15 protein-coding genes are annotated in these 13,766 nt (G+C 72.6%); 8 read left to right on the top strand and 7 right to left on the bottom strand.

Features of this window, described 5'->3' with window-relative positions:
- The first annotated feature begins 130 nt into the window (after positions 1–130).
- A complete protein-coding gene (locus ACIGXX_RS10830; RefSeq protein ID WP_351159431.1) occupies positions 131–1,159 on the top strand; it encodes an NlpC/P60 family protein in 1,029 nt (342 codons plus the stop codon).
- A gap of 38 nt (positions 1,160–1,197) precedes the next feature.
- Positions 1,198–2,394 (top strand): hypothetical protein, encoded by a 1,197-nt coding sequence (locus ACIGXX_RS10825; RefSeq protein ID WP_399974683.1) that lies wholly within the window; start codon positions 1,198–1,200, stop codon positions 2,392–2,394.
- Here ACIGXX_RS10825 and ACIGXX_RS10820 read toward each other — a convergent pair.
- Positions 2,351–3,619 (bottom strand): glycosyltransferase 87 family protein, encoded by a 1,269-nt coding sequence (locus ACIGXX_RS10820; RefSeq protein WP_399974680.1) that lies wholly within the window; start codon positions 3,617–3,619, stop codon positions 2,351–2,353. The genes ACIGXX_RS10825 and ACIGXX_RS10820 overlap by 44 nt on opposite strands.
- A 114-nt stretch (positions 3,620–3,733) precedes the next feature.
- Between ACIGXX_RS10820 and ACIGXX_RS10815 the strand changes: the two genes are divergently transcribed.
- A complete protein-coding gene (locus ACIGXX_RS10815; protein ID WP_351159423.1) occupies positions 3,734–4,876 on the top strand; it encodes a glycosyltransferase family 4 protein in 1,143 nt (380 codons plus the stop codon).
- A 146-nt stretch (positions 4,877–5,022) separates the two neighbouring features.
- Here the strand turns inward: ACIGXX_RS10815 and ACIGXX_RS10810 are convergent, their stop codons facing one another.
- Positions 5,023–5,961, bottom strand: a complete 939-nt coding sequence (locus ACIGXX_RS10810) for an ABC transporter permease (RefSeq protein WP_399974676.1) — start codon at positions 5,959–5,961, stop codon at positions 5,023–5,025.
- The gene (locus ACIGXX_RS10805; protein WP_351162612.1) at positions 5,958–6,974 is read right to left on the bottom strand and encodes an ATP-binding cassette domain-containing protein; all 1,017 of its coding nucleotides are present in this window, start codon (positions 6,972–6,974) and stop codon (positions 5,958–5,960) included. Before ACIGXX_RS10805 ends, ACIGXX_RS10810 begins: the two co-directional genes overlap by 4 nt.
- 111 nt (positions 6,975–7,085) lie before the next feature.
- On the opposite strand from ACIGXX_RS10805, the gene ACIGXX_RS10800 reads away from it, so the two are divergent.
- Positions 7,086–7,871, top strand: a complete 786-nt coding sequence (locus ACIGXX_RS10800; protein ID WP_366462511.1) for a TetR/AcrR family transcriptional regulator — start codon at positions 7,086–7,088, stop codon at positions 7,869–7,871.
- Positions 7,872–7,904: 33 nt separating this feature from the next.
- Positions 7,905–8,087: a hypothetical protein gene (locus ACIGXX_RS10795; protein WP_399974671.1), complete on the top strand. Its 183-nt coding sequence runs from the start codon at positions 7,905–7,907 to the stop codon at positions 8,085–8,087.
- Positions 8,088–8,171: 84 nt separating this feature from the next.
- Here ACIGXX_RS10795 and ACIGXX_RS10790 read toward each other — a convergent pair whose 3' ends face one another.
- Complete coding sequence (locus ACIGXX_RS10790) at positions 8,172–9,179, bottom strand: WD40 repeat domain-containing protein (protein ID WP_399974668.1); 1,008 nt, start codon at positions 9,177–9,179, stop codon at positions 8,172–8,174.
- A gap of 96 nt (positions 9,180–9,275) precedes the next feature.
- Between ACIGXX_RS10790 and ACIGXX_RS10785 the strand changes: the two genes are divergently transcribed.
- Together ACIGXX_RS10785 and ACIGXX_RS10780 are read left to right on the top strand one after the other, a co-directional pair.
- A complete protein-coding gene (locus ACIGXX_RS10785; protein WP_399974665.1) occupies positions 9,276–9,995 on the top strand; it encodes an SGNH/GDSL hydrolase family protein in 720 nt (239 codons plus the stop codon).
- Positions 9,996–10,141: 146 nt separating this feature from the next.
- Positions 10,142–11,416 carry a DUF418 domain-containing protein gene (locus ACIGXX_RS10780; RefSeq protein WP_366462509.1) on the top strand — a complete coding sequence of 425 codons (1,275 nt, stop codon included), beginning with the start codon at positions 10,142–10,144 and terminating at the stop codon, positions 11,414–11,416.
- On the opposite strand, the gene ACIGXX_RS10775 is transcribed toward ACIGXX_RS10780, so the two are convergent.
- The 3 genes from ACIGXX_RS10775 to ACIGXX_RS10765 all read right to left on the bottom strand — a co-directional run bounded on the left by ACIGXX_RS10775 (position 11,400) and on the right by ACIGXX_RS10765 (position 13,124).
- Entirely contained in the window at positions 11,400–12,335 is a 936-nt protein-coding gene (locus tag ACIGXX_RS10775) for a triphosphoribosyl-dephospho-CoA synthase (RefSeq protein WP_399974661.1), read from the bottom strand. The genes ACIGXX_RS10780 and ACIGXX_RS10775 overlap by 17 nt on opposite strands.
- A gap of 4 nt (positions 12,336–12,339) precedes the next feature.
- Complete coding sequence (locus tag ACIGXX_RS10770; protein WP_399974658.1) at positions 12,340–12,531, bottom strand: hypothetical protein; 192 nt, start codon at positions 12,529–12,531, stop codon at positions 12,340–12,342.
- A gap of 86 nt (positions 12,532–12,617) precedes the next feature.
- Positions 12,618–13,124: a carboxymuconolactone decarboxylase family protein gene (locus ACIGXX_RS10765; protein WP_361467062.1), complete on the bottom strand. Its 507-nt coding sequence runs from the start codon at positions 13,122–13,124 to the stop codon at positions 12,618–12,620.
- A 15-nt stretch (positions 13,125–13,139) separates the two neighbouring features.
- On the opposite strand from ACIGXX_RS10765, the gene ACIGXX_RS10760 reads away from it, so the two are divergent.
- Positions 13,140–13,694, top strand: a complete 555-nt coding sequence (locus tag ACIGXX_RS10760; RefSeq protein ID WP_399974654.1) for a MarR family winged helix-turn-helix transcriptional regulator — start codon at positions 13,140–13,142, stop codon at positions 13,692–13,694.
- The last annotated feature ends 72 nt before the right edge of the window (positions 13,695–13,766 follow it).

Here is a 13,766-nt window from a genome sequence, read left to right as displayed (position 1 = left end):
CACGGCCAGGTCTTTGGCCGTGACGTGATCCCACGGCTACTGTCGCGCGCATTCCCCCGACGGATCGGGGGGACTTCCCCCGGTTCGTCCAACGTCCGGGGGTTCGTCAGCGGAGGGAGAGCGGCTTCCCGTGGGGTCCCATCGTCGTCCCGCGCTGTCCGGTCTGGACCGGAGCACGCGCGTCACCGTCCTGTCAGCCGCCGCGGCCACCGCCGCGGCCGCCCTCGCCGCCACACCGGCGGGCGCCGCGCCGCAGGACACCCCGGCCACCACCAAGGCCAAGGTGGACCGCCTCTTCGCGCAGGCGGAGAAGGCCACCGAGGCCTACAACAAGGCCGACGAGCGCGCGGACACACTGCGCGAGCAGGTCGAGCGGGCCAAGGACAGCGTCGCCCGCGGCCAGGAGCGCATCAACACCATGCGCGGCGCGCTCGGTTCGCTCGCCGGGGCGCAGTACCGCTCGGGCGGCATCGACCCCTCCCTCGCCCTCGTGCTCTCCTCCGACCCGGACGGCTATCTCGACAAGGCGGCGGCGCTCGACCGCATCAGCGCCCGGCAGGCCGGTGAACTGACCGATCTTCAGCAGGCCCAGCGCAGCCTCGCCCAGGAGCGCACCGAGGCCGGGCACAAGCTCTCCGAGCTGGAGAAGAGCCGCACCGCCGTGGCCCGCCACAAGCGCAGCGTCGAGCACAAGCTCGCCAAGGCGCGCAAGCTGCTCAACTCCCTGCCCTCGCAGGACCGGGAGGCGTACGACAGGGCATCGCGCTCGGGACGCGACGAGATGCCGGACCTCGGGGGCGCCGCGCCGTCCTCCTCGCGGGCCGCCGCCGCCATCGCCGCGGCACGCTCGGCCGTCGGCAAGCCCTACGTGTGGGGCGCCAACGGCCCTTCCGGTTTCGACTGTTCGGGCCTCACGCAGTGGTCGTACGCGCAGGCGGGCGTCGGGCTGCCGCGCACCTCGCAGGCCCAGCGGTACGCGGGGCAGCAGGTGCCGCTGGGCCAGGCGCAGCCCGGTGACCTCGTGGCCTACCGGGACGACGCGAGCCACATCGGGATGTACATGGGCAACGGCCAGGTCGTGCACGCGCCCTACCCCGGGGCGCCCGTGCGCTACGACCCGGTCGGCATGATGCCGGTGTCGTCGGTGACGCGGATCTGACCGGCGGCCCGCGGCCCGCTGCCCGTACGATCTGAAACGTGGCTGGTCGCGGGCGTGGGTCGTGGGTCCTTGGAATCTGTCTCGCCCTGCTCGTCGGGTGCGGCGGTCCCTCGGCGCCCGATGCCGCGCCCGGGGACGTGCGCAGGCTGCTCGACCGGCGCGCGGACGCGGTGCTCGACCGGGACGCGAAGGCCTACCGCGCGACGGGCCGCGGCGCAGAGGCCGCCGAGGTCTACGACAACCTCCGCGAGGTACCGCTCGATTCCTGGCAGTACCGCCTGACGGCGTTCGAGCGCGACGGCTCGCGGGCCACGGCCACCGCGGACCTGCGGTACCGCATCAAGGGCTACGACAGCGAGCCGCTCACCACCTCGCGCGCGCTCACGCTGCGGGAGCGCGACGGACGGTGGTACGTCGCCTCTGAGCGCCCCGCGAAGAAGGCCACGCAGCAACTCTGGGACCAGGGGCCCGTCACGTCCGTACGGGGCGCACACAGCCTTGTGCTGGGCATCGGGCGGGGCGAGCGGGACGAGGAGACGCTGCGCGGGTACGCGGACCTCGCCGACCGCGCGGTGCCCCTGGTGAGCGGCGCCTGGCCGGGGAAGTGGCCGCAGCGGGTCGTCGTCCTGGTGCCCAAGTCCCTGGACGGCATGGCCGGGCTGCTCGGTGCGCCCGCTTCCGGGTACCAGGGGATCGCGGCGGTGACGACGGGGGAGGCGGGCGGCTCCGGGAAGGCGCCCGCCGACCGGGTCATCCTCAACCCCGAGGCGTACGGCGTGCTCGGCGACTTCGGCAAGCAGGTCGTCCTCACCCACGAGACGACCCACGTGGCCACCCGCGCGCACACCTCACCGGCCACCCCCTTGTGGCTCTCCGAAGGCTTCGCCGACTGGGTGGGCTACCGCGGCACGGGCCGCACCGCCGCCCAGGCCGCCCCCGAACTGCGCCGCGCCGTCCAGCAGGAGCAGCTGCCCGGCGCGCTCCCGGAGGACGACGCCTTCGGCTTCAGCGGGGACGCGGGGAAGCTGGCCCAGGCGTACGAAGGGTCGTGGCTGGCCTGCCGGATGATCGCGGAGCAGTGGGGCGATGCGGAGCTGACGGGCTTCTACGAAGCGGTCGGCGCGCACAAGAAGAGGCCCGGTGCCGTGGAGGACGCGCTGAGCGACGTCCTGGACATCACCCCGGAGGAGTTCACGGCGCGGTGGCGTACGTATCTGCGCGCGGAGCTCGGCTGACCTCGTCGGACGCCGACGCGCGCTCGCGGGCCCGGGGTTCGGACACCGTCTGCCGCCACAGGTTCCGGCAGCCGATCAGCGCCGCCGCGACGAGCAGTCCGTTGCGTACGAAGAGCAGGGCGATGCCCAGCGGATCGCTCGCCACCACGTGCGAGAACCAGATGGGGAACTCCAGGAACGTGACGAACGTGGCCGCGAGCACCAGGCGCGCGGGCAGCGCCATGCGGCTCGCGCGAAACGCCATGCACACGGCGGCGACCCCGACCAGCCACAGGAGGTACTGCGGGCTGATCACCCGGCTCGTCGCCGTGAACAGCAGCACGGCCACGAAGGCCGCGTCCGCGACCGTGCTCGCCGACCAGGCACGCGCGCGCAGCCGCCACACGAGGAGCCAGCAGAAGGCCGCCACGGACAGCCCTTGCGCCACCGTGCTGACCAGCGGGACGTACGGGCCGAGGAACTCCACCGAGCCGTAGTTGAGCTGCACCTCGCCCTGCCAGCCGAGGTGGCGCGCGACGTGGAAGACGAGCGCGCCGAGCGACTCGACCTCGGTGCCGCGGTCGCGCTGGAAGGTCAGGAAGGCCAGCGCGCCGGGCATCGTCACCAGGAAGGCGAGGGTCAGGCCGAGGGCGGTGGCGACCGCCGCGCCCCACGAACTGCGGGTGGCACGCGCGCGTGGCATGCCGATGAGCAGCAGCGCGGGCCACACCTTGAGCAGCGCGCCGAACCCCGCGAGCGCCCCCATCAGGCGGGGGTGCCGCGCCCCGGCGAACAGCGCGGCGACCGCGACGGCCGTGACCATCACGTCGTAGCGGGCGTAGACGGTGGGCCCGAGCAGCGCCACGCCCACGACCCACGTCCAGGCTCCCCGCGGGGACTTGCCGGGCCGCCCGCCCGCGTACAGGAGCAGTCCGCAGACGAGCGCGTCGGCGAGGAGGGCGAGCACGAAGAACGCAGTGGTGTAGCCGAGGAAGGGCAGCAGGGCGGGGGAGAGGACCGCGAGGGCGGCGGCGGGCGGGTACTGCCAGGTGACGTCGTCGAGGGGGAAGGTGCCGGTGCGCAGCACCTCGTACCAGCCCTGGTAGATGACGGAGACGTCGCTGGTCACGTCCGGGCCAGGGGCGGTGAGCACCTTGAGGACGCAGAGCAGCAGCACGGTCCTGGTCAGGACCCAGACGGTCAGGATCCGCGCCACGCGCACCACGCCCCTTTTCGGATACTTCATTGTGGTTCGGTGAGCCATGATGCCGGGCGCGGCCGTGCAGGGGCCATGAGGCGGGGCCGTCCGGGAGGCGAGGCCGTTCCACGCTCTGCCGGGCTTTCGGTACTGTCGGCGACGATGCACAAGACCCTGATCGTCACGAACGACTTCCCGCCCAGGCCCGGTGGCATCCAGGCGTTCCTGCACAACATGGCGCTGCGCCTGGACCCCGAACAGCTCGTCGTCTACGCCTCCACGTGGAAGCGGGGGCGCGAGGGCGCCGACGCGACGGCCGCCTTCGACGCCGAGCAGCCCTTCAAGGTCGTACGCGACCCCACGACGATGCTGCTCCCGACCCCGCGCGTCACGCGGCGCGCGGTCTCGCTCCTGCGGGAACACGACTGCGAGTCGGTGTGGTTCGGGGCCGCGGCGCCGCTGGGGCTCATGGCGCCCGCGCTGCGGAAGGCGGGCGCGCGGCGCCTCGTCGCCACGACGCACGGGCACGAGGCGGGGTGGGCGCAGCTGCCCGCCTCACGCCAACTGCTGCGCCGGATCGGCGAGTCGACGGACACGATCACCTATCTGGGTGAGTACACGCGCTCGCGCATCGCCGCCGCGGTGACGCCCGCGGCGGCCGGGCGGATGGTCCAACTGCCGCCGGGCGTCGACGAGAAGACGTTCCACCCCGGTTCGGGCGGCGACGCCGTGCGGGCCCGTCTCGGCCTGACGGACCGCCCGGTCGTGGTGTGCGTCTCGCGGCTCGTGCCGCGCAAGGGGCAGGACACGCTGATCCTGGCCATGCCGAGGATTCTGGCGCGGGAGCCCGAAGCGGTTCTCCTGATCGTCGGGGGCGGCCCCTACGAGAAGGAGCTGCGGAAGCTGGCCGCCGAGACGGGCGTCTCGGACTCCGTGCGGTTCACCGGGGCGGTGCCCTGGGAGGAACTTCCCGCGCACTACGGCGCGGGCGACGTCTTCGCGATGCCTTGCCGTACCCGGCGGGGCGGCCTTGATGTCGAGGGCCTCGGGATCGTGTACCTGGAGGCTTCGGCGACGGGGCTCCCCGTGGTCGCCGGTGACTCCGGCGGGGCGCCGGACGCGGTGCTGGACGGTGAGACGGGGTGGGTCGTCCGGGGCGGCTCGCCGGAGGCGGCGGCGGATCGGATCGTCACCCTGCTCGGTGACGGGGAGTTGCGCCGGCGCATGGGGGAGCGGGGCCGGGAGTGGGTGGAGGAGAAGTGGCGCTGGGATTTGCTGGCTGAGCGCCTGCGGGAGCTGCTTTAGCGCCTACGGGGCTGCCGCGCGACGAACTGCCGTCATGGGCTGGTCGCGGGGGGGGGCGGCCCCCCCCCCGGGGGGGGGGGGGGGGGGGGGGGGCCCCCCCCCCCCCCCCCCCCCCCCCCCCCACTGCGTAGACGAAGCTCAGCACCTCACCTGCTCAGCTGCTTGAACTTCCGTACCGCCAGCGGCAGGAACAGCAGCGAGATCGCCAGGGGCCACACCACCGCCATCAGCACCGCGTTCTGCTCGACCCAGCTCGCGCCGCCCGCACCGGGGTTGCCGAACAGTTCGCGCGCCGCCGTGCCCGTGGAGGACACCGGGTTCCAGGCGGCGATCGGTGCGAGCCAGTCCGGCATCAGGGACGGCGCGACGAAGACGCTGGAGATCATGGTGAGCGGGAAGGCGACCGCGTAGAGGCCGCCCGCCGCCTCGGGAGTGGGCACCACCAGGCCCAGGAACACCCCGACCCAGATCAGGCTGAACCGCAGCAACAGCAGCAGCCCGAAGGCGGCAAGCGTCTCCGGAAGGCCCTCGCTGGAGCGCCAGCCGATCGCCAGCGCGGTGAGCGCGAGGATCGTCAGCTCGGCGCACGCCACGATCAGGTCGGCCAGGCCGCGCCCGGCAGCCACCGCCGAAGGCGCCATCGGCATCGAGCGGAAGCGGTCGATGACGCCCTTGGTGGAGTCCGTGACGACCGCCATCGCGGTGTTCATGAAGCCGAAGGCCATGGTCATCACGAACATGCCGGGCATCAGGAACTGCTTGTAGTCGCCGTCATCGCCGCCGCCCGGCACCTTCATCGCCTCGCCGAAGACGAAGCCGTACAGGAGCACGGAGATGATCGGGAAGCCCAGCTGCCAGGCGATGTTGACGGGCTGGCGCTGGAACTGGGTGAGGTAGCGGCGGGTGACGTTCCAGGTGTCGGCGAGCGCCCAGTAGAAGCGTCCGTGCGAGGTGTCGGCGGTCAACGCGACCGACAGCTTCTCCGAGTCCCCCGAGATTCCCGAGATTCCCGAGTTCCCCGAGTTCCCCGAGTTCTGCGAGTCCCCCGACTTCTGCGAGTTCTGCGAGTTCAGTACGGCGCTCATGCCGCGGCTCCCGTCCTGGTGTCGATCCCGGATACGTCTGCGGGGGCGGTGACGCCCTCCTCGCACTCCGTCCGATGCCCCGTGAGCCGCAGGAACACGTCGTCCAGGCTCGGCCTGCGCAGTCCGATGTCCTCCACCGCGACCCCCTGGTCCTGAAGGGTGCGGGCCACGTCCGTCAGCGCGCCCACGCGGTCGGTCACCGCCGCCTGGACGCGCCGCTCCAGGTCGACGGCCTCGGGCACGCCCTGCGCGACCCGGGCGACGGCCTTCATGGCCGCCGGCAGATCGGCGGCCTCGCGCACCACGACCTCCAGGTAGCTGCCGCCCACCGTGTTCTTCAGGCCGTCGGGGGTGTCGTCGGCGATGGCGCGCCCCTGGTCGATGACGGTGATCCGGGAAGCCAGCTTGTCGGCCTCCTCCAGATACTGGGTGGTGAGCAGGACGGTCGTGCCCTCCGCGACCAGCTTCCGTACGGTGTCCCAGACTTCGAGGCGCCCGCGCGGGTCGAGCCCGGTGGTCGGCTCGTCCAGGAAGAGGACGGCGGGCGCGAGGATCATCGACGCGGCGAGGTCGAGCCTGCGCCGCATGCCACCGCTGTACTGGCCCGCGCCCTTGCCCGCCGCGTCCACCAGGTCGAACTGCTCCAGGAGTTCCTGGGCGCGCCGCGCGGCCCGCTTGCCGCCCAGGTGGAAGAGGCGGCCGAACATCTCCAGGTTCTGCCGCCCGGTGAGGACCTCGTCGACGGCCGCGTACTGGCCGGTGAGGCCGATGCGGCCGCGGACGACATGGGGCTGACGCACCACGTCGGCGCCCGCGACCTCGGCCCGGCCGCCGTCGAGGCGCACCAGCGTCGAGAGGATGCGTACGGCGGTGGTCTTGCCCGCGCCGTTCGGGCCGAGCAGGCCGTGCACCGTGCCGCGCTCGACGTGCAGGTCGAAGGCGTCCAGGGCCCGCTTCTCCCCGTATCGCTTGTCGAGCCCATCGGCCCGCACCGCGTAATCGTTCTCGCTCACTGCCCCTCCAGATCTTGCTCTGAGTACGCCGTACCCAATAGAGAGTACACCGTACTCAGTTCCTTGGGTACGGTGTACCCAATTAACGGTCCGGCGATTAGGCTGAGCGCCATGACGAGCACGAACGGCGGCGACACCCAGCGCACCGGCAGCGACATCTCCCGCAGCCTGGAACTGCTCTGGGGCGAGGGCGAGCGCCCCACGCGGGGCCCCAAACCCGGACTCACCCTGGACCGGATCATCACCGAGGCCGTGCGCCTGGCGGACACCGAAGGGCTCACGGCGGTCTCGATGCGCCGCCTGTCCACGGAGCTCGGCACCGGCACGATGTCCCTGTACCGGTACGTCCCCGGCAAGGGCGAACTGCTCGACCTGATGCTGGACCGCGTGTACACCCCGTCCGGCGACGCCGAGCCCCCGCCCGGCACCTGGCGCGAGGCCGTCGAGGCGTACGCCCGCGAGACGCTCGTCCTCTACCGCGAACACCCCTGGCTGCTCCAGGTCAACCAGGCCCGCCCGGTGCTCGGCCCCGGCTCGGTCGGCGGGCTCGAACGGACCCTGTCCGGCATCAAGTCGATGGGCCTGACCGACCCCGAGCTGATCGGCGTGATCGTCATGGTCGAGGGGTACGTCACCGGGGTCGCCCGCACCCAGGTGCACGAGATGGAGGCCGTGAAGAAGAGCGGCCTGACGGACGAGGCGTTCTGGGAGGCGCAGTCCCCGACCCTCGAACGGATCATGAAGAGCGGCCGCTACCCCCATCTCGCGGGCCTCTCCTCCGACGCGTTCGGCTCGCAGTTCGACCATTTCGAGTTCGGACTGCAGCGCGTGCTCGACGGCCTGGACGTTCTGGTGGCCGGGCGCGAGGCGGCGGGAAGCAGCGCACGGAAGGCATGACAGAAACCGGGTGGTCAGTGCCTTGATGGAGGCATGACGCCGACTCCTGCGAGCCCCGCGGAACCCGGGGCGAGCGCCGCGCTCGCCCGTTCGGCCTGGAAGCCCAAGCGCATGCGGCGCAAACACCCGTTCCTGCACGGGGTGTTCGTCCCCCTCGCGCACAAGGTGAAGCGGGACAGGACGCTGCACTACGAGGTGCCGGTCCTGGGCGAGTAGCGCCGCCGGACCCGGCTACCAGCGCCGCCGGACCCTGGCTACCAGCGCTGCCGATCCCCGGCTACCAGCGCCCCCGGTCCCCGGCTACCTCCGCCGGAACAGCCGCCTCAGCCCGAAGAAGGCGGCGAGCACGACGGCGATGGTCAGCGCCCCCACCTTGAGGTCGCCGTCGATCCCGGAGCCCCCGCCGTCACCCGCGTCGCCGGAACTCCCGCCGCCGGACCCCGCGTTGTCGCCGCCCGCCCCCTCCGCCTCGACGGGTTCGACCTGGCTCTGCTCGCCCTCGCTGCCGTACATGAGGGTCGTCCCGTCCAGGGTGTACGTCACGGACTCGCCCTGCCGCTGGAGCGGCACGCTCAGCCGCCCCTGGCGCTCGGGCTTCTTCCCCTCGCCCTTCCAGGTGTACGAGACTCCGCCGAGGTAGCCGCGCAGCGCGAGCTGCTTGCCGTCGGGCGAGAAGGCGCCGTCCGTGGTCCAGAGGTCGGTGTCGCCGAGCCGCTTGAAGACGTTGACGCCGGAGGCGGACATCTGCGCGGGCCCTTCGTAGAGGCTGCCGCCCTCCTCCTTCTTGTCGGCGATGTAGATCCGGCCGGTCTTGGGGTGCACCATCAGCGCTTCGGCGTCGCGCGCCCCGTCCGCGTACTTCACCGTGTACTGGGTGGCGCGGACGGTCCGGTCGCCCAGCTTCTTCGGCTCGGGCAGCTTGTAGATCCACACGTGGGACCAGGTGCCGCCGAGGTTGTCGCCGATGTCGCCGACATAGATGTTGCCGTCGGCGCCGACCGAGACGGCCTCGACGTCGCGGGGCTTGCCCACCCCGGTCATGGTGATCGTGGCGACGGTCTCGCCGGTCTTGCCGTCCACGGCGTAGAGCAGCGCGCCGTTCTTGTCCTGGTCGTTGTGCGTCCAGTAGACGCCGGGGTGGGCGCGGGACGCGGCGAGGCCGCTGGACTCGATGATGCGGGGGTCCTTGATGGTGAACCCGTCGTGGCCGTCGTCGGCGGCGGCGGGGCCGGTGGCGCCGGCGAGGACGAGCAGGGCTCCGGCACCGACGACACTCAGGGCACCCATCGAAGAACGCAGTGAACGCATGGGCCAAGCCTGCCACCCCGGCGCCGGAGGGCGGACGTCCGGCGGGTGTTCAGCCTCACATCGCAGGCCGGGTCCTTGATCCGGGATGATGAGCGGATGCTCAGGTTCATGTTCGTCGGTGACTCGATGACGATCGGCAGCGCGGGTGAACACACCTGGCGCTACCGCATGTGGCAGCACCTGCTGGCCTCGCTCGGTGACACGGACTTCGCCGTGGTCGGCCCGCGCACGGCGCTGCACGACAAGGTCTCCGGCGAGCCGGTCTCGTACGCCTACGCCGGCAGCGACCCGGACTTCCCGCGCCACCACTTCGCGGGCTGGGGCGAGGGCTGGCTGCACATGGCGCCGCGGATGGCGGACGCGGTGCGGCAGGACTCCCCCGACGTCCTGCTGATCTCGCTCGGCCTGATCGACCTGGGCTTCTACACGAACGCGGAACAGACCGCGGAGAACGCGCGCCGCTTCGTGGCCGAGGCGCGCTCGGCGAACCCCCACATCCGCCTGGTCCTGCTCCCCGTGATCCCGAACGTCCGGGCCAGGACCGACGCCCCGTTCGCGGCGGAGGTCGCGCGCTTCAACACGCTGCTCGCGAAGGCGGTGGCGGACCTGGACACGGGCGCGTCCCCGCTGATCCTGGCCTCGACGCCGACGTCGTACGACATCGACCTGGACACGTACGACGGGACGCACCCGAACGAGAGCGGCGAGCACAAGCTGGCGGCGGCGTTCGCGGACGCGATGCACCAGGCGTGGGGCCTGGGGGCGCCGTACGAGAGGGCGCCCCTGCCCCTGGGCGAGCTGTCGCCCACCGGCTGAAGTCGGCCACCGGCTGAGGTCGGCCCGGGCCCCATCCCTTCGGCCCTTCTCGCTAGACCGAAGGCGCCTTCTCGCTAGACCGATGCCGCCTTCTCGCTAGACCGATGGCGGATGTCCGTCCGTGGGTGGCTTCCTAGCGTTCAGGCATGACGGTTGAGAGCACTGACGAGGCCATACCCAGGACCACGAAGACCGCGCCCCGCCGCGCGGGCGTGCTCCCCGGCGAGCGGGCCCTCGCGCCCGATCTCGCGCGTGGGCTCATGCTGTTGTTCATCGTGCTGTCCAACACCGCGTTCCATCTGACGGCGGCCCGGCGCGGGGCATCGGGGTGGCAGCCCGTGGACGGCGGGTGGGTCGACCATGCCGTGCAGTTCGCCATGATCACCACGCTCGACCTGCGCATCTACCCGCTCTTCGCGTTCCTCTTCGGGTACGGGATGATGCAGCTGTTCCTGCGGCAGACGGCCGCGGGGACCCCGGAGCGCGACGCCGTGCGGCTGCTGCGCCGGCGCAGTCTCTGCCTGCTCGTCATCGGGCTGCTGCACTCCACCCTCCTGATGGCCGGGGACATCGTCGGCTACTACGGACTCATCAGCCTCGTCCTCGGCTGGCTCTTCCTGCGGCGCGGCGACCGCGCGCTGAAGTGGTGGATCTGGATCGCCACCGCCCAGTTCGTGCTGCTCGCCGCCGAGCCCGTCGTATCGGCCGCGCTGGCGGGCGAGTTGGGCTCGATGGGCGAAGTGGGCGCGGCACCGGGGGCGGAGGCGTACGCCGCGGGCGAGGGGAGCTGGCCGGCGGCGGCGGGGACCCGCTTCATGACCGGCCTGTTCGTCACCTACGCGGCGGCCCCGCTGTCGCTGGTGGGCGGCGCGTACGTCGTCTTCCTGCTCGGCTTCTGGGCGGCGCGCAAGGGCGTGCTGGAAGAGCCGGGGCGCCACCTGCCCCTGCTGCGGTGGACCGCCGTGATCGGCATCGCGGTGGGATGGCTGGGCGCGCTGCCCGCCGCGCTGGCCCACGTCGGCGCGATCACCGTCCCGGACGACGCGCAGAGCGAGAGCGGGGTGCTGACCCTGCTGCGGGACGCCACGGGGAACGCGGCCGGTCTCGGGTACGTGGCGGCCGTGGCGCTGTTCGTCCACTGGTGGACGCGGCGCCCAGGCCGCCGGGGAGCCACGGCCGTGACCGCCGTCTCCGCCGTCGGCAAGCGCTCCCTCTCCAGCTACCTCGCCCACTCCCTGATCTTCGCCCCGATCCTCGCCGCCTGGGGCCTCGGCCTCGGCGAGCATCTGACGAGCGCGACCATGGCGCTCTTCGCGCTGGGGGTGTGGCTGGTGACGGTCGCCGGGGCGTACGCGATGGAGCGGGCCGGGCGGCGGGGGCCGGTGGAGGTGGTGCTGCGCCGGGTCATGTACCGGAGGTGAGGGTGGCGCGACCGTCACCACGGCCCGAACTCGCTTCTGTGGGCCGCGTCTTGGCGGGCCACGTCGATGCCACGTCGTCGAGGAAGATGCCGCAGGCCAGCAGCGCGGCACTTCCCCGCGGGCGCAGATCCCCGCCGCGCAGCCCGGCGTCGAACGACACGAGCGCGGCGGCGCCTTCGGGGGTCGTGGTGCCGCCCGCGTCGAGGATCTCGCGGGCGCCTGCCTGGACCGCCCGGAGGCCGCGTGGTCCCGCCGCGTACAGGATTCCGGTGTCCTGAAGCGTGCTCATGGTGGAGAGCAGGACATCGGGCCGCCCCGTACCCGCCCGCAGCGCCGCCAACGCCCGCCGCACGTGCGGGAATCCGGCCCGCGCCTCACCCCGCGCCCCCGCCGCCCCGTACCGCGCGGAGACCGTCGAACCCGGCGAGGGAAGGCGCGGCGCCGAGCGGTCCCGCAGGGCGGCCAGGGCCTTGGCCGTGTCCGTCAACTCACCTATGGATGCACCGAGTATGGGTGCACCGTGTATGGACGCACCGTGTATGGACGCACCGTGTTGGAGCGGCGACCCGGGCTGCGGGGACGCCCCGGCCTTGAGTGCCGTCGCGGCCACCAGCAGGCCCATGGACCAGATGCAGCCCCGGTGCGTGTTCACCCCTCCCGTGGCCCGCAGCATCGACCGCTCCGTCGCGCGGCCGATGAAGCCGAGCTCCTCGCGCAACGCCCGCGTGGGCCCCGCGTTCCTGCGGGCGGCGGCCGCCATCGCGGCGAAACCGGGCTTCAGCGCCCGCGCCGCCCACCGCACCGCGGTGACGTCCTCCCGGACCGCTCCGGCCCTCGGCGCCAACTCGGCTTCGGCGACGAGCGCCCGGACGGCCGCACTCGCCAGCCGTTCGTCGTCGTACGCTCCGACAAGACCCACGACTTCACGCCCCCCACTGCTCCGACGGAGCGCCGCTGGGAGCGCCACTGGGCGGAGCCCCGGTGGGTGCGGCCGCGGACCCGGAGTCCGTGCCCGATGAGCTGCCGCAGCCGGCCGGCGCGAGCCCGGCCGTCCCGGCGGCGGCGCCGCCGAGCGCCAGGACCTTGCGCCTGTTGAGATCGCTTTCCGTTGCCATGGGCCCGACGCTAGGCCTGCTTCCGGTGCGTTCCCTCAGGACTCGCTGTGAACGGCCTGTGCGTCAGCCCCGCCCCCCGGGGCCCCTCAGGTGGCGCGCGTCAGCCGGTTCGCCAGCGTCGACATCGTGTACGTACCGATGCCCATGACGACCTCCAGGGCATTGCGCTCGGTGTGGCCCGCCGCGAGGAACCGCTTCAGCTCCTCGTCCCCGACGCCACCGGCGGTCGCGAGGACCTCCAGCGTGAACTGCCGTACCGCCTCCAGGCGTTCGTCGGCCAGCGCCCGGCCATCGCGCAGCGCGGCGATCACCTCCGTGCCCGCGCCCAGTTTCCGCAGCTTGGCGGTGTGCATGGTCACGCAGATGTGGCAGTCGTTGCGTACGGCCACGGTCATGATGACGACTTCACGGGCCACGGGCTCCAGCGTCGTGCGCTCGAAGGAGGCGCTCAACTCCAGGAAGCCGTTGAGCAGTTCGGGCGACTCGGCGAGCCGCGCCACCGCGCTCGGCGTCTTCCCGAAGGCGGCGGCGGTGCGCTCCATCGCGGCGCGGGAATCGGCGGGTGCGGTTTCCACGGTGTGCTCGGCGAACAAGAGGTACCCCCTACGATGGACAACATGGTTGACGATAAGAAGGTAAACCAGGTTGTCGATACCCGCAAGGGCCAGGCGCGCAGTGAACCGTCCGGGGAGGAGGAGAGCGACGGGCGCGGCTTCGAGCTGCCGCTGCTCCTCTTCGCCGGTTTCCGCACGCTGATCGACCGGCTGCACGCCGAGCTGTCCCGCCAGGGCCACCCCGACGCGCGCCCGGCCCACGGCTTCGCGATGCAGGCGATCGGCGTGCGGGGCGCGAGCGCCAGCGACGTGGGCCGCCGTCTCGGCGTCTCCAAGCAGGCCGCGGGCAAGACGATCGACCGCCTCATCGCCCTCGGCTACGCGGAACGCACCGACGACCCGGCCGACGCCCGCCGCAAGCTGGTCCGCCTCACCCCGCACGGCATCGACGCGCTGCGCCGCTCGGCGGCGATCTTCGAGGAGCTGCACGCGGAGTGGGCGAAGCAGCTGGGAGGGCGGCGGCTGCGCGCGATGGAGGACGACCTGCGCTCGGTCGTGCCGCCGGACGCGTTCCGCCTGGACGCGGCGGGCTGGCTCGGCGGCCCGTGACCTCGCCCGCTCGCCGCCCCCTTGCCGCCCGCCTCGCCGCCCCTCCCCTCGCCGCCCTCTTGCATAGAGCGC

The organism is Streptomyces sp. NPDC055243, from assembly GCF_044544025.1.
Taxonomy (GTDB): Bacteria; Actinomycetota; Actinomycetes; order Streptomycetales; family Streptomycetaceae; genus Streptomyces.
The sequence above is the reverse complement of the archived record's forward strand: the minus strand, read 5'-3'. Positions and strand labels throughout refer to the sequence as shown.

Excerpts from the sequence above, each read along its gene's own strand:
- ACIGXX_RS10820 (WP_399974680.1), bottom strand. The coding sequence starts at position 3,619 with ATGAAGTATCCGAAAAGGGGCGTGGTGCGCGTGGCGCGGATCCTGACC.
- ACIGXX_RS10815 (WP_351159423.1), top strand. The coding sequence starts at position 3,734 with ATGCACAAGACCCTGATCGTCACGAACGACTTCCCGCCCAGGCCCGGT.
- ACIGXX_RS10810 (WP_399974676.1), bottom strand. The coding sequence starts at position 5,961 with ATGAGCGCCGTACTGAACTCGCAGAACTCGCAGAAGTCGGGGGACTCG.
- ACIGXX_RS10800 (WP_366462511.1), top strand. The coding sequence starts at position 7,086 with ATGACGAGCACGAACGGCGGCGACACCCAGCGCACCGGCAGCGACATC.
- ACIGXX_RS10795 (WP_399974671.1), top strand. The coding sequence starts at position 7,905 with ATGACGCCGACTCCTGCGAGCCCCGCGGAACCCGGGGCGAGCGCCGCG.
- ACIGXX_RS10790 (WP_399974668.1), bottom strand. The coding sequence starts at position 9,179 with ATGCGTTCACTGCGTTCTTCGATGGGTGCCCTGAGTGTCGTCGGTGCC.
- ACIGXX_RS10785 (WP_399974665.1), top strand. The coding sequence starts at position 9,276 with ATGCTCAGGTTCATGTTCGTCGGTGACTCGATGACGATCGGCAGCGCG.
- ACIGXX_RS10780 (WP_366462509.1), top strand. The coding sequence starts at position 10,142 with ATGACGGTTGAGAGCACTGACGAGGCCATACCCAGGACCACGAAGACC.
- ACIGXX_RS10770 (WP_399974658.1), bottom strand. The coding sequence starts at position 12,531 with ATGGCAACGGAAAGCGATCTCAACAGGCGCAAGGTCCTGGCGCTCGGC.
- ACIGXX_RS10760 (WP_399974654.1), top strand. The coding sequence starts at position 13,140 with ATGGACAACATGGTTGACGATAAGAAGGTAAACCAGGTTGTCGATACC.